Annotated in this window: 13 protein-coding genes and 1 pseudogene; 5 read left to right on the top strand and 9 right to left on the bottom strand. The window is 68.0% G+C overall.

The annotated features are described in order from the left end of the window. Positions 1-200 precede the first annotated feature (200 nt). Together ABZ951_RS26395 and ABZ951_RS26390 are read left to right on the top strand one after the other, a co-directional pair. A complete protein-coding gene (locus ABZ951_RS26395) occupies positions 201-827 on the top strand; it encodes a hypothetical protein (RefSeq protein ID WP_344083967.1) in 627 nt (208 codons plus the stop codon). After that, complete coding sequence (locus ABZ951_RS26390; RefSeq protein WP_344083964.1) at positions 824-1,243, top strand: hypothetical protein; 420 nt, start codon at positions 824-826, stop codon at positions 1,241-1,243. The genes ABZ951_RS26395 and ABZ951_RS26390 overlap by 4 nt, the downstream gene beginning before the upstream one ends. A 336-nt stretch (positions 1,244-1,579) precedes the next feature. Here the strand turns inward: ABZ951_RS26390 and ABZ951_RS26385 are convergent, their stop codons facing one another. The 3 genes from ABZ951_RS26385 to ABZ951_RS26375 all read right to left on the bottom strand — a co-directional run bounded on the left by ABZ951_RS26385 (position 1,580) and on the right by ABZ951_RS26375 (position 5,737). Further along, a complete protein-coding gene (locus ABZ951_RS26385) occupies positions 1,580-2,668 on the bottom strand; it encodes an acyl-CoA desaturase (protein ID WP_344083961.1) in 1,089 nt (362 codons plus the stop codon). 16 nt (positions 2,669-2,684) lie between these two features. Then, positions 2,685-3,773: a ferredoxin reductase gene (locus tag ABZ951_RS26380; RefSeq protein WP_344083958.1), complete on the bottom strand. Its 1,089-nt coding sequence runs from the start codon at positions 3,771-3,773 to the stop codon at positions 2,685-2,687. Positions 3,774-4,453: 680 nt separating this feature from the next. Next, positions 4,454-5,737, bottom strand: a complete 1,284-nt coding sequence (locus ABZ951_RS26375; protein ID WP_344084299.1) for an IS630 family transposase — start codon at positions 5,735-5,737, stop codon at positions 4,454-4,456. 192 nt (positions 5,738-5,929) lie between these two features. Between ABZ951_RS26375 and ABZ951_RS26370 the strand changes: the two genes are divergently transcribed. Together ABZ951_RS26370 and ABZ951_RS26365 are read left to right on the top strand one after the other, a co-directional pair. Further along, the gene (locus tag ABZ951_RS26370; RefSeq protein ID WP_344083955.1) at positions 5,930-7,165 is read left to right on the top strand and encodes a hypothetical protein; all 1,236 of its coding nucleotides are present in this window, start codon (positions 5,930-5,932) and stop codon (positions 7,163-7,165) included. A 2-nt stretch (positions 7,166-7,167) separates the two neighbouring features. After that, positions 7,168-7,488: a hypothetical protein gene (locus tag ABZ951_RS26365; RefSeq protein WP_344083952.1), complete on the top strand. Its 321-nt coding sequence runs from the start codon at positions 7,168-7,170 to the stop codon at positions 7,486-7,488. A gap of 116 nt (positions 7,489-7,604) precedes the next feature. Here ABZ951_RS26365 and ABZ951_RS26360 read toward each other — a convergent pair whose 3' ends face one another. The 4 genes from ABZ951_RS26360 to ABZ951_RS26345 all read right to left on the bottom strand — a co-directional run bounded on the left by ABZ951_RS26360 (position 7,605) and on the right by ABZ951_RS26345 (position 10,318). Next, on the bottom strand, positions 7,605-8,114 hold the full coding sequence (locus ABZ951_RS26360) for a hypothetical protein (RefSeq protein ID WP_344083949.1): 510 nt from the start codon (positions 8,112-8,114) through the stop codon (positions 7,605-7,607). Between the two features lie 46 nt (positions 8,115-8,160). After that, positions 8,161-8,556: a hypothetical protein gene (locus tag ABZ951_RS26355; protein WP_344083946.1), complete on the bottom strand. Its 396-nt coding sequence runs from the start codon at positions 8,554-8,556 to the stop codon at positions 8,161-8,163. A gap of 404 nt (positions 8,557-8,960) precedes the next feature. Beyond that, positions 8,961-9,494 carry a CbrC family protein gene (locus ABZ951_RS26350; protein WP_344084296.1) on the bottom strand — a complete coding sequence of 178 codons (534 nt, stop codon included), beginning with the start codon at positions 9,492-9,494 and terminating at the stop codon, positions 8,961-8,963. Between the two features lie 461 nt (positions 9,495-9,955). After that, positions 9,956-10,318 carry a hypothetical protein gene (locus tag ABZ951_RS26345; protein ID WP_344083943.1) on the bottom strand — a complete coding sequence of 121 codons (363 nt, stop codon included), beginning with the start codon at positions 10,316-10,318 and terminating at the stop codon, positions 9,956-9,958. A gap of 272 nt (positions 10,319-10,590) precedes the next feature. On the opposite strand from ABZ951_RS26345, the gene ABZ951_RS26340 reads away from it, so the two are divergent. Beyond that, a complete protein-coding gene (locus tag ABZ951_RS26340) occupies positions 10,591-10,944 on the top strand; it encodes a hypothetical protein (protein WP_344083940.1) in 354 nt (117 codons plus the stop codon). A gap of 141 nt (positions 10,945-11,085) precedes the next feature. Here the strand turns inward: ABZ951_RS26340 and ABZ951_RS26335 are convergent. Both ABZ951_RS26335 and ABZ951_RS26330 read right to left on the bottom strand, forming a co-directional pair. Further along, a pseudogene (locus ABZ951_RS26335) lies at positions 11,086-11,463 on the bottom strand (hydroxymethylbilane synthase); the annotation flags it as partial. A 412-nt stretch (positions 11,464-11,875) separates the two neighbouring features. Further along, the gene (locus tag ABZ951_RS26330; protein ID WP_344083937.1) at positions 11,876-12,280 is read right to left on the bottom strand and encodes a S24 family peptidase; all 405 of its coding nucleotides are present in this window, start codon (positions 12,278-12,280) and stop codon (positions 11,876-11,878) included. Positions 12,281-13,392: the final 1,112 nt, after the last annotated feature.

Below are 13,392 nucleotides of genomic sequence, written 5' to 3'. Positions count from 1 at the left end.
CACGTCCCCGCCCCCCCGGGCGCCGGCCGGCCCCCCCCGCGCCCCCCCGCCCCCCCCCCCCCCCCCCCCCCCCCCCCCCCAGGGGGGGGGGCGCAAAGCCCACACCCCCCCCCCCCCCGGCCCCGACACTGAGTGAGCCGACAGGGATCGATGGAAATGCAACAAGGCGGCCGAAGGATCAAGAACCAAAGAGGGCAGCCATGATCACCGTCATCGTCATCACCGTGCTCGTCATCGCGGCGGCCGCCCTCTTCTTCGTCGTGCGTGGGCGGACCCGGGGCGCTGGCGCTCCCGGGCTGAAGCGGCGCTTCGGGCCCGAGTACGACCGTGCCGTCGCCCGCCACGACGGCGACATCAAGGGCGCCGACCGGGAGCTCAATGAGCGGGTGAAGCGGTACGGCTCCTTCAAGGAGCAGCCGCTGTCGCCCGAGGCCCGCCGGCACTACCTGTCTCGATGGGTGACTGTGCAGGAGCAGTTCGTCGAATCCCCGCAGAAGGCTGTCATCGAGGCCGACGCGCTGCTGGCGCATCTGGCCAGGGACCGGGGCTTTCCGGACGGCGAGTACTTCGAGGAGCAGTTGGCGGCGCTCTCCGTCCATCACGCCCACTACGTCCATGGCTACCGCAGCATGCACACGGCAGCCCGCGGCCAGAGCGGCACCGAGGAAATGCGGGAGGCCATGATCGGAGCCCGCAGTCTCTTCGAGGCCCTGGTCACCGAGCAACCGGGCGATCCGGATCGGCGCCGTCCGCGGTCTCCCGACGCCCGCGGCCACGCGCCGTGGGCACCGAACCGGCGCCATGCGAAGGGAAGCGGCACACGATGATGTACGACCAGGCACGCGCACAACAACCCCAGGGCGAGCGCCCGGATCTCGTCCAACAGCATGCCGGGCAGGCGCCTCACACCGAGCCCGCTCGCGCACCGCGTGAGCCGGTCACCGATGCTGACACACCCATCCGCACACCGGGGTCCGCACTGCTGGCGCAGGGCGAACGTGACAAGCTCTCCCAGCGACTCCGGCAGGCCCTCAACACCTTCGTGGAAAACCCGCACCAGGCGGTGGAGGAGGCCGACGGCGTCTTCGACGAAGCCGTCGCCCAGCTGACCGAGACCCTCGCGGAGCGGCGTCGCGTCCTGCGCGCAAGCTGGCGGAACCAGGGGACCGAAGCTCAGACAGAGGAACTACGGCTCGCACTACGGCAGTACAAGGAGATCACAGAGCTGCTGCTGCGCATGTAGCGCCCGCCGGTCAGTGAAAGCGTCACCCCGCAGGAAACACAGCCGTCGCAGGAAGCCGGTACGCAGGCGCATACCGGTCAAACGCGGCGGCTGTGTCCTGGAACCGGCCCGATCCGCAGCTCCTGGAGCAGCTCGCCAAAATTGCGGTAAGCCCGCAACCAGCGTCGTCTCCTCGCGCGGCGTACGGTGACTCTCCTCGGCCATGCTCCAGCAAGCTACCCGGCCCACGCCGAACCGTCGCCGGGCCGGGCAGCGCATTTCGGGCCCGAGAGGCGTGCGGGCACCCCGACCCAGGGCTCACTCGCGGAGCGAACACCTGGGTTCGGTCCGGGCACTTCATTTCCCCGGTACGGCGAAGCGCAGGATGCGCCCCCAGGCGGAGCCGTACTGCCGCCACAACGGCCCGGTGACGTAAGAAATGCCGTACTTCTCGCAGAGTTCCCGCACGCGCGGGGCGATCTCGGCGTAGCGGTTGCTGGGCAGGTCGGGGAAGGCATGGTGCTCGATCTGGTGGCCGAGGTTGCCGCTGAGCACGTGGAAGAGCGGGCCGCCCTCGATGTTGGCCGAGCCCAGGATCTGCCGCAGGTACCACTGTCCACGCGTCTCACCCTCGATGTGCTCCTCGGTGAAGGTCTGGACGTCGCCGGGGAAGTGGCCGCAGAAGATGACGGTATTGGTCCACAGGTTGCGCACGGTGTTGGCGGTGAGGTTGCCGAGCAGGCAGGGCAGGGCGGAGGGCCCGGCGAGAAGCGGGAAGAGGACGTAGTCCTTGGCGAGTTGGCGGACGGCCTTGGAGAGGAACCCGCTCAGGTCGGCCGCGAAGGACCGCCATGTCTTGCGTCCCGCGGCGACGGCATCGGGCTCCAGGTCGTACAGCGCGATGCCCCACTCGAAGAACGGGGCGAGGACGAGGTTGTAGAGCGGCTGGGCGAGATGGCGCGGACGCCAGCGCTGGTCGCCGCTCATCCGGAAGACGACGTATCCGAGGTCCCGGTCGCGGTCGACGACGTTGGTCCAGGTGTGATGCAGGTGGTTATGAGTGTGTTTCCATGCCTCGGCGGGGGTGAGGAAGTCCCACTCCCAGGTGGTCGAGTGGGTGGCCGGGTCGCCCATCCAGTCCCACTGGCCGTGCAGGATGTTGTGGCCCAGCTCCATGTTCTCCAGGATCTTGGCAACGGCGAGCATGGCCGTGCCCGCCGCCCAGGCGGGCGGGAACAGCGAGACGGCCAGAGCCATCCGGCCTCCCGCCTCCAGGCCGCGCTGGGTGGCCATCACGGTACGGATATAGCGGGCGTCGTCGGCACCGCGCGCGGCGATGACCTCGGAGCGGATGCGGTCGAGCTCCGCACCGAATTCCTCACCGAGATCCTTGCCGAGGTGCTTTCCGGGGGCCGTCTCGGTGGAAGCGAGAGGGGTCGCAGTCACGGGGACTCCTTGGTGGCTAGGCGTCGAGGGCCAGCGGTCCGACCGCCGCCGAGACACAGGTCTGGATCATCTGGCCGGTCCGTTCGTGGACTTCACCGGTACGCAGGTCGCGCACGCGGCCGTACGTCAGGGGGGTGAGGCAGCCGAAGCAAATCCCGCGTCGGCACCCGTACGGCATCGCCACACCCGCCGACTCGCCTACGACGAGAAGCGGGCTGGCCGCGTCCGCGGTGACCTCAGTACCGGTACGGGTGAACAGCACCCGGCTGCCGGAGGCGGCTTCGGGGTCCCGCGGCAGGGCCGGAGCGAGCTGGAAACGCTCCACATGGAGCCGCCCGCCGAGCCCCTCTCGCTCCCAGTGGTCCTCCACTGTGTCGAGCAAGGCAGTCGGCCCGCAGGCCCAGGTCTCCCGCTCCCGCCAGTCGGGGCAGAGCCGAGCCAGATCATCCGGGGCGAGCCTGCCGTGCTGCCGGGAGTGGTGTTCGTAGTAGTCCAGCCAGGCCAACCGCCGCCGCGCCGCGCGCAGTTCGCAACCGAAGAGGCTGTCCCGGGCGCAGGGCACACTGTGCACGAGCACGACATCGGGGTGCGGGGACCGGCCGCTCATGAGCGTACGGAGCATACCCATGACCGGGGTGACGCCGCTGCCCGCGGTGATCATCAGGATGCGGGGAGGAAGTGGGGCCGGAAGAACGAACTCCCCCTGTGCCGGGCCGAGTCGAAGGATCGTGCCCGGAGAAGTCCGGCGGGCCAGCTGCGGGGACACCCTGCCGTCGGGCGCGACCTTGACGGTGATCGTCAGAAGTCCGTCCTTCCGGCCCGGCGCCGAGGTGAGGGAGTACGTGCGCCACTGCCATACGCCGTCCATCTCGACACCGACGGGAAGGTATTGCCCAGCGCGGTGTCCCGACCAGCCCCGGCCGGGCCGGAGAGTGAGCGTGACGGCATCCGGGGTCTCCGGACTCACTCCTGTCACCCGCCCTGCTGGGAAGCGGGCGCCGAAGAGCGGGTCGATCAGTCCGAGATAGTCGTCCGGAGTACGCGGGCTGGTCAGCCAGGAGACAGCGGTCAGCAGCTTGCTGGCGAGGGCCGGCAACGCAGGCATGCGCGGATTCCTCTCGTCGCGCAGCACGACGGGTGCTGCGTACGTCGAGTCGTCCCGGGCCCGGCTGAAGCAACGAAACCACGACTGTGTGAACAGCCGCGCGGCCAGGGGATGTATCGCGCCACACGCGGTCTGCGGTATCCGGCGAGCACGTATCCGCACAGTGCGGTGGCCTGCGCGGGTCAGCCGGGGCGCGCCAAAGGCAATTGGCCGGATGACCGTGCAGCTTCCGCGACGCCCCAACCGCCCTCATGATGCCGCCGCTGTTGCCCGAAGCCTTCGCGTACCGGCCGTGGCCCCATCCTGCCCGGTCAACCCCCGTGCGCAGAAGAATCATGGCTGACCGTTCCCCGAAGGGGGCATCACCGCACAATCGGCGTGACGCCGTACTGCCCCATGGCCCTTGTACGAAAACCCTGGAGCAAGGTCCCCGCCGGCCGGCGGGACAACCCGGACACTGCGGTACCGGGATCCGGCCCGCTCAACGGCGGTATCCCCCTTCGGCACGCGCGGCCATCATGGCTAAGCGGCGCGGCCCGGTCCACCCCCGTTGTCACACCGCGGGCCAGTCCTCCGTCCGGGCGCTCATGAGCGCGGCGTCCCAGGACCGCGCACTGCGCACCATCGTGGTGCGGTTTCCGCCGGCGCATGGCTAGTGTGATGCGCCAAAAATTACGGGCTTAAGTCTGTCCCTGTTTTTCGGTGGCTGGCGGGGTGATCTTAGCGAGGTAGCCGGCGAGGGAGTGAAGGATCTCGTGGGCGGTCTTGGTCCAGGTGAAGGGCCTGGGGTTCTCGTTCCACGAGTCGATCCAGGCACTGATGTCGTTCTCCAGAGCCTTCACGGAGGTGTGGACGCCGCGGCGGATGAGTTTGTCGGTCAGGATGCCGAACCACCGCTCGACCTGGTTAATCCAGGACGAGCCGGTGGGTGTGAAGTGGACGTGGAAGCGGGGGTGCTTGCCCAGCCATGCTTTGATCTCAGGTGTGTTGTGGGTGGCGTAGTTGTCACACACCAGGTGCACGTCGAGGCCGACGGGAACCGCCTTGTCTATCGTGACCAGGAACTTCTTGAACTCGATGGCCCGGTGGCGGCGGTGCAGTTCACCGATCACAGTGCCGTCGGCGATGTTGAAGGCGGCAAACAGGCTGGTAATGCCGTGTCGCAGGTAGTCGTGGGTGCGGCGTTCGGGCATGCCCGGCATCATCGGCAGCACGGGCTGTGACCGGTCCAGAGCCTGAATCTGGGCCTTCTCGTCGACACACAGCACCACTGCTTTCTCGGGCGGGTGGTGGTACAGGCCGACGACGTCGACAACCTTCGCGACGAACTGCGGGTCAGTGGAGAGCTTGAAGGCATCCTGCAGGTGCGGCTTGAGGTCGAACCGCTTCCAAATACGGCCGATGGTGGACTTCGACAGCCCTGTACGGGCTGCCATCGAGGCCCGTGACCAGTGCGTGTCCCTGCCCGGAGTAGATTCCAGCGTCGCGATGACGACGTCCTCAACCTGGTCGAGCAGGATGGACGGCGGACGCCCCGGTCGCGGCTCGTCGGTCAGCCCGTCCAGCCGGTGTTTGACGAACCGGGCACGCCAGCGGTTCACCGACTGCTCGTGCACGCCGAGCTCAGCCGCCACCTGCTTGTTCGTCCCGCCCTCCGCACACCGCAGCACGATCCTCGCGCGCAGGGCCAGGAACTGCGCAGTCTTCGCCCGCCGCGACCAGCGCGTCAGCTGAGCCCGTTCAGCCTCGCTGAGCACCAGCTCCGCCTTGCGCCGCCCAGGCCGAGGCACGTCCACCAGCCCCTCGAGCCGATGGGCAGCGAACCGTGCACGCCACTTCCTCACCGTGTCCGCGGTCACCTTCAGATCCGCTGCCACACGCACATTCGGCGCCCCGCCCGCGCACGCCAGAACGATGCGAGCCCGCTCGGCAAGGCGGCGCTCAGGGCGCTGAATGCCTACCAGGACGGGACCGACGGAGCCCCCTTCGTCCTCACCTGCCGTACCGCCCGCTACGACGAGCTGGCCGCAGCCGGGCGCCCAGTGCTGGACACCGCCCGCCTCGAACTCGTTCCAGTAACCGCAATACAGGCACACGCCTACCTGGCTTCGCGGCGGGCTCGTAACCCCGAACGATGGGAGCCGGTCCTTCACACCTTGCGCACCCAACCGGACGGGGCGCTCGCCCGCACTCTGTCGACGCCCTGGCGGCTGACTCTGGCCGCCACGGTCTACGCCGAGGCCGGCGATCCTTCCGAACTGCTGGTTTACACGTCGCCGTCCGAACTGGACGAATACCTTCTCGCCCGGTACATCCCCGCCGCCACGCTCATTCACTCCGGCATCGCCGCGCCCTACACCCCTGCCCAGATTCACAGCTGGCTCGCCTGCCTGGCGAGCTTTCCGGAGGCCGATGCAGACTCCGTTCCCGAGCCGCGTGGTGCTATCAGCCCCACCAGCGAGCTCGTGCTTCACCGGCTATGGCCGCTGGCAGGTCGATGGCGTGTGCGCACCATCGACGCGGCTCTGTCTCTTCTCACATTCCTGCCGGGCGCGGCGTTGTTCTATGCGCAGATCCCGGAAGTCGCATCCTCCACGAGCAAGCGTGTCACTGCCTTCGCTATCTGCGCCGTCGCGCTCGCCCTGGTCTTTCGGTCTGGGAGCCGCCGCACACCGCAGCCGGCTGCCTTGCGATGGCCCAAATCCGGCACTCGGGCCAGGCGCCAGCTGGCCGCTCGCCGACGAAGGATGGGCGCAACCGTAGGGCTCGCCACCGGACTCGCTGTCGGACTTGCTCTGCTTCTCGTCCCTGTGACCAACCCTGACCTCACATTCGGCGGGCCCTTTGAAGCTGCGCTCACATATGCAGCAGTGCTCAGCCTCACCGCCGGGTTCGCATTCGGCTCGGTGGCAGCGCTCACGGTACGGCCGCGAGACGACGCGGCTCATGATGGCCTCGACCCGTGGGGACCATTGCGCGGTGATCTGCTGGCCGGAGCAGTCTCCGCATGCGCGTACGCAGTGACGCTCAGTCTCCTGCTTGCTCTCGCGGAAGGACTTGCGCCGACTGCGCAGTGGCTCACGTCGGCACTCCAGCTTGGAGCGGACTACGGGACATTCACGTACGACCCGGCAAGCGGCTTCGAGTCAGGGATGAGATCCGGGGCGAGGTACGGGCTGGCGCTCGGATTCTTGATCATCTCGATTCGGATTGCAGCAGTCCGCCGCTACGTCGCGTTCTTGTTGTGCGCACGGGCACGGCTGCCCTGGCATCTGGGAGCCTTCCTCGCCTGGTCCTGCGCCGCGGGGCTGCTGCGCACATCCGGGAGCACATATCAGTTCCGCCATCGCGAGTTGCAGCGGTGGCTCGCCCGCACCCCCACGACTTCGTGACGATGGAGAGCCAAGCTGAGGGTGTTGTCCCCGTGCTCGCGGCCATGTCCGGCATGGAGCGCGAGTACATCCCCGATCGCACCTTCGAGGTCCACGAGTCCGCCCGCAAGCGCGGCAAGACCATCGGCGGCGCGGGGCGTCACCGACGAGTCCATGAAGTCCATGGCTCACCACCTACGCGACCAGGAGTTGAGCCTGCGAACATCGCCAAGCGGCTCGTCGTCACCACTGGTACGAAGAAGGGCCAGCGCTCCGCACCCGCCACTGTCATGCGGATGCTGCGAAAGCACGACGAGAAAGCCGCCACAGAAGCGGGCGCGTGATCACCTCGGGTTACTTTGCGGCTGGTGGCTGAGCTAGGAATCCGGGGCCGCGATCCCCGTGGGTTCAGGGAGCCCAAGGACTATTCAGCGCGAACCCACGGGTCGAACGGTGTGCTTCAGGTCTGTGGATCCGTGGGTTCGGGTGAAACACGAGGGCGCTGAGTGAGCCGGAGGGCTTCGGCCGTGACATCGACGTCGACCTGCGCCGGCGTTCTGTCGCTGTATTCGAGGATGTCGTACTCGTCATCGAGTTCGGCGAGCCGTTCGGCCAGGGCCAGCTCGTGTCCGAAGCGCTGGTGGATCCGGAAAGCCAACTCTCGTGGGGTCAGCTCGCCGGCCAACATCCGGGCGGCGAGTGCTCGTGCGGCGGCTTCCTCGCCGCCAGCGCTGCCGGGTGGATAAAAGGCGAGGCCCAGCTCGTCGAGTGCTGGGGGAAGGAGTTCGGGGACGTCGTGAATCGCCTCCGCGCGGGTGCAAGCAGCGAGGATCCGCAGTGCAGGACTGTCGAGGCCGGCAACGAGTGCATCACAGGCAGCGTTGACGACGTCGGTGGCACGGATCTCGCCGATGCTCCAGAGGACGGCATGGTCCTGAAGCGCGCGGGCTGCTGATTCGGTCGATGGCATCTGTCCATGATCTCGTCCCAGGATGAGCCAGGGCGAGCGGATTTCGTCACTGTGATGCCTGCTCGGCGGCCTCTCCCGGAAGTGCGCGCGTCGAGTCCGCGTAGCGGATGGCGGTCTTCTTGTCGATTCCGAAGACGAGCGCGGGGCTGAGCGGGTCGCCGCCGTGGCTGAGGGCTTCTTCGAGCTGGCGGTCGACGCGGAGCCGTTCGAGGGTGGCGGTGAGGTTGCTGGTGGCCCGGGTGGTCCAGAGCTTGCCGGCCGGGCCGAGTTCGACGGCGGTCTTCTGGGTGATCAGCAGGTGAGGGTTGGCCGTGTTCGGCCAGCGGTTGCGGCGGTGATCGGGCCAGTCCAGGACCGCTCGGTGGGTGAGATCGTCGAATGGGCGGATGTGGCCGCCGATGGTGATGCGCCCGTTGCCCAGGCCGACGTCGTCCAGCTGCATGGTGCGCATCACCTTCGGCCGTGCTGCGTGGACGGCGGCCAGGGCGATGATGAGCCGGATGTCCGGGGTGGTGGCGGTGGCGATGGCGCCGCCGACGCCGCCCGCGCCCTGATGTTCCCGCTCGAAGCCCGCCCCTCTCCCCCGACCATCTCGACCGCCTCACCACGGTCCTGGCCGAAGCCGAGGAAATGCTCACCAGCGCCCGCTCCAACACCAGCCGGACCCCGCACTGGCTCCGCAACACATTCGGCTGACGCGCCCCCGCCCGGGCACGGTGATCGCGGAGTGCCGGCCGAGTGCCGGCGTCTGCACCGGCGCTAGCGCAAGGTCAGCCGCTTCCTGGCTTTCGCCAGCATCGCCTGCACCCTGATCTGCTACCGCAGACTCACCAGCACGGACGAATGTCAGGACGCGTCGGTGTAGGCGAGATGGGCACCGCAGACGGTGCAGCGGAAGAGCATGGCGGTCGCCCCCTCGCCCAGGCTGGTCAGAAAGTGCTCCAGTCGGTTTTCGTCGTGCCAGCCGTCAATGCGCATGTCGGACCGCAGTTGGCCGAGTGCTTCGGGACGGGCCGCCAGCTCGGTGTACCCGACTTCACCCACGAAGGCGGCCGCGTCCTGGCAGTGGACGAGCCAGTGCGGATCTTGCCAGGCATGGAAGCCGGGGGTGCGGCGGGTGACCTCATGCAAGACGTCCTCGCTGACACCGTCGAGCCCGTAGGAGTCGGTGAATTCACCGGCGAAGCGTTCAGCCGCGCTCCCGTCTGCGATGCACCACGGGCAAAATCGCCCGCTGACGTCCTGGGCGGTGTAGAACGTGGCTGTGTAGATCCATCCCATGCTGCGCTTGCAGCAGGTGCACGTCTCGGCGGCCGCGCGGATAGACCCACTTGCGAGGGGATCTGGGTGGTAGCGAAAGAAGGGCAGGCCGGCACTCATGGACAGTTCCCGATCCACGCCCTGGTGGTCACGCCCACTGATCCCATGAAGAGCAGTCTGTCTGCGAGCAAGTCCTCGATCAAGCGCGGAGCCGGAATCTTCCCAGCTGCGCCAATTGCGACAACTTGTTGCCGCGACCGACGCGGCCCCACTGACGCGGGCCGGCCCTTTGACACGGGCCGGCCTTTGTCACCCTCCCGGCCGGTCGCCGGGCGGTTCCTGACAAGGGCAGTGCGGCCGATCAGCCGCCGCAGGCACGTGGTCTGTGCCACCGTGCCGGCTGGGGCCGGCCCTGCGATGATCGGCTCCGCGCCTTTCCTGAGGCGAGAGCCCACGAACGCTGTGCGGCGCCGACGCACACCCAGACGGCCGCAGCCGGCACGCCGTGGAGACGGTGGTCCCTTCGGCCTGGCCTCGAGACGGCCGCGTGGTGCCGCCGAAGCCCTGTCCGACTACCTGTTTCACCGAAGAGCCCGGCCCTGCTCGGCCACGCCCGGGCCCGTGCCCCGTACGGCTTCCGCGGTGTTCAGGACGTTGAAAAGCTTCTTGCCCTGCGCAAGCGCGAGGGTGATCTCTTCTCGTTCAGCCACGGAGAGCTCGCCGCAGGGGACTTGGTCCCGCACGACCTCGATACGTGGAAGCAGCCCCTCTCCCTGTAGCTCGGCCAGCCACGGTCCCACCCGCGCGGAGGGGTGCTTCCGGTGGCCACCGAGGCGCACCCCCAGCGACTGGATGCTCTGGCCGATGTACCGTCGCTCCCCGTCGCGCGGGTCCACCAGCGCATAAACCCGTCCGGTCCCCCACGGGGGTCTCGTCCATCGCATGAAACGATCTTGGCGGCGGTGACCCGGCTCCGCATCTCGATGCCGATCGCGCCACCCAGGGGTGCCGGGCGGCATCCTTCGCGTTCAGTATGAGTTCGTGCACCCTCGAGTCCTCAGGCCGCCACGCAAGCAAGCTGTCACGGCGGAAGCGCGCCCTTGTCCACGGCCGGTACAGCGATCGGACCCCGCTGAACGTGAGGCAAGGAGCTGGTGGGTTAGCGTGTACATGCTCGCCGTACGGGCGGGTTAATCACCGACCGCAAGGACTGCATGTGAAGCGTTCTCGTACCCTCCGGTGTTCGGTGGCGGCGTTCGGTCTCGCGATCCTGGGTGCCGGCCTCGCCACGGCGGCGCCGGCGCAGGCCGAGGTGCCGAAGCGGGCTGCCGCCTGCACCACGATCAAGATCACGGGAAAGAAGGTAGCCGTACGTATGCCGGACTCCGGCGACACGGTGGCTGACGCGGACGACCGCGTCACCCGCTATGTCCACAAGGGCGACAAGCTCAGGAGCTGCATCATCGCCAACGGCTACTCGCAGACGTACAACAAGTGCGGAAAGACCGGGCACGACTGGTACATCGTGCGCGGCGGCCAGGTGCCGGTGACCTGCGCCAAGCGGGTCTGAGCTCCGGAGGCCCGCCGGGCGACCGGCGGGCCTCCGCGCGCCCTGCGCACTGGCCTTCATCGCGTGGGCGACAGCGTCGGCGCCACCCCGGCTCGATGTCGCAAGAAGCTCGTTGGCGCCCTGACTGATGAGGTCGCCGGCCACGGCGCGGCCGACCGCCTCGGGCGTGGTACCCGTCAGTTCGGACGAGAGCATGAAGGATCCGTCCGCCGCGTACGCACGGCCCACCAGGAGTACCTCGCCAGACTCCGCCACGGAGGCGTGTCCGGCGATCGGAGCGTGGCAGTGGCCGGCCAGGACCCGCAGCAGGGAGCGCCCCGTGACCGCTGCCCGGGTAGCGCGGGCGTCCGCCAGAGGGGCGCGGACGGCGAGGGTGGACTCGTCGTCCCCTTGCATCTGCATGATCAGCTGGCCGGCGCCGAGGGCAGGCGTCATCCGGTCAGCGCCGAGGATCTGCGTCGCTTCCGATGCGCGGCCGATCCGGCGCAGGCCGGCGTTGGCGAGGATGACCGCGTCCACCACCTCGCCCGTAGGCGAGAGCGAGACGGGTGCGACGTCGTCAGGGACGGCGCCTGTTGCCCACGGGCACTGTGCGGTGCAGACGCTGAAACGCCTCGAGCAGCAGATGCTCGATCCACCAAGCACTTGCGTGCAGCCGGTCCTCTGGGGGTGTCCTGCCGGGGCAGTGGAATACAGGCAGAGGCCACCTCTAGCCGTGATCCGTTCATGGGCGGGGTGTCCCACATGCCGCTCGAGACCGTGTCTGGTCCGGCCCCTGTGGTAGCTGACCCGCCCCCGCAGCCCGAGGCGCTGGGTGGTCGCGCCGAGGTAAATGATCGACGACTCGCCGATGGGGTAGACGATTCGCTCGCGGTCAGCAGTCAAGAACGCATAGACCCCGGGGCGGGTTGGAATACCGGCCGGCCACTCCCTATGGAGGTCGAACGTGCCTCCGAACGGAGGCCAGCCGTAGGGTTTGAGGATTTCCTGGTTCAGCCGGCGAAGTGTCGGGTCCGAGGGCAAGTTCACGGCAGGACCGTACGCGGAGAGGCGGACGACTCGGTTGAGGCCGCCCGGCCTCACTCGGATGCCTGACGGTTCCTCCAGAGTCCGCAGCACGGCGACGACCTCGCCCAAGATCATTCCCGATGTCCAGATGAATCGGCGAGTAGGCCAGGTTGCAGGGCATCAGCCATGCACCATCGTCGGCGATGCGCAGCTTCTTGACGGTCGCCTCGCCGCCGGCCAGGAGGGCAACGACGATGTCGCCCGGGTCTGCGGCGCTCTGGCACCGTGCAGTGACGACGCCACCGTCACGGATGCCAGCGTCGATCATGCCCTGGCCGGCGACCGGAAACCGACGGGGTCCCGGACTCCTGGTGTACACAGGCAACGAACCGGAGGGGTATTACTCCTCAAACCCAGCGACTGTACGTCGCGTTGCCCGCCTTCGGAGCGCCGACGATTGGTGAGCATCCACCACTAGATGTTTGTCTCCAAGGGGTAGCCGCACGGGCACGAGGGTGCCCGGTCTCGATGGACTCCTCGCTCTGACTGCCGCGATCTGGCACAGCCACAAGACCGACAGCCCAGTCATCCGGTCGCTGATCGCCTACGACCACTGACCTTGGAATCAATCATCTAGGGAGCAGGTCGGGCCTTGGTGTTTTGCTTCGCGCGGTATCCATGCACCCTCGTGAAGCGTCGAAACGGCGATATGGCGCCCTTACGCAGCGCCGGCCATGGTGGCTCAGAGGAGCGTTTCCTTAGGTCAGAGCGCTACACGGCGTTGCCGACAGAGCTGTGACGGGCCCGGGAACCCGTACAGAAACCGAGCCGCTATGACGCTTCGGCCTTCCTGGATACCTGAGATGGGGTACACCCCACCTCTAAACGGACATCAAGGGCACCGCGGCTTCCCGCTCGAATATCACTGAACATCACCACCGAAGATCACCGACGTGAAGCTCAGGACAGGTCATCGGGGTGCCGGGACTCCGGCCTCCTCCTGGGCACCCGTCGACCCCTGGCCGCCGCACCCTCAGCCGCGCTCTTCCTGGCATGGTGCCAGTGACACAGCGTCTGAAGATTGCTCGTGTCGTGGTGGTCGCCAGGCTGGATGTGGCCCCCGTCCGTGGCCGGCGCCGCGCACCGGGCCCCGTGTCCCGCAGCGCGGCCACGCGCTGGAAGCCGTCGCGCTTCAGTGATGAGGGTCTGTGAATGCGGCCAGTGATGCTCTTCCTTCCCCAGTTGGTCGCTGTCGGCAACGAGGGTCGGGGGCGCCGGTAGGAACCGTGTGACCAGCCGCAAGAGAACGGTCAGGGCGTCGTAGCCGCAGCCTTCTCGGCTGGGCACGGCGCGATCTTTGCTTGTCGAGGCGTGAGGAGCCCGTACCCAGGCGCCGGGTAAATCCGTTTGCGTCCCCGGCTGGCTGAACTACTCTGTCGG

It is taken from the genome of Streptomyces sp. NPDC046215, from assembly GCF_040646215.1.
Classification (GTDB): domain Bacteria; phylum Actinomycetota; class Actinomycetes; order Streptomycetales; family Streptomycetaceae; genus Streptomyces; species Streptomyces stramineus.
The sequence above is the reverse complement of the archived record's forward strand: the minus strand, read 5'-3'. Positions and strand labels throughout refer to the sequence as shown.

Coding starts and splice junctions, on each gene's coding strand:
- ABZ951_RS26350 (WP_344084296.1), bottom strand. CDS start 9,494: ATGAGTGCCGGCCTGCCCTTCTTTCGCTACCACCCAGATCCCCTCGCA.
- ABZ951_RS26330 (WP_344083937.1), bottom strand. CDS start 12,280: ATGATCGACGCTGGCATCCGTGACGGTGGCGTCGTCACTGCACGGTGC.
- ABZ951_RS26390 (WP_344083964.1), top strand. CDS start 824: ATGATGTACGACCAGGCACGCGCACAACAACCCCAGGGCGAGCGCCCG.
- ABZ951_RS26360 (WP_344083949.1), bottom strand. CDS start 8,114: ATGCCATCGACCGAATCAGCAGCCCGCGCGCTTCAGGACCATGCCGTC.
- ABZ951_RS26395 (WP_344083967.1), top strand. CDS start 201: ATGATCACCGTCATCGTCATCACCGTGCTCGTCATCGCGGCGGCCGCC.
- ABZ951_RS26355 (WP_344083946.1), bottom strand. CDS start 8,556: ATGCAGCTGGACGACGTCGGCCTGGGCAACGGGCGCATCACCATCGGC.
- ABZ951_RS26380 (WP_344083958.1), bottom strand. CDS start 3,773: ATGCCTGCGTTGCCGGCCCTCGCCAGCAAGCTGCTGACCGCTGTCTCC.
- ABZ951_RS26365 (WP_344083952.1), top strand. CDS start 7,168: ATGGAGAGCCAAGCTGAGGGTGTTGTCCCCGTGCTCGCGGCCATGTCC.
- ABZ951_RS26345 (WP_344083943.1), bottom strand. CDS start 10,318: ATGCGATGGACGAGACCCCCGTGGGGGACCGGACGGGTTTATGCGCTG.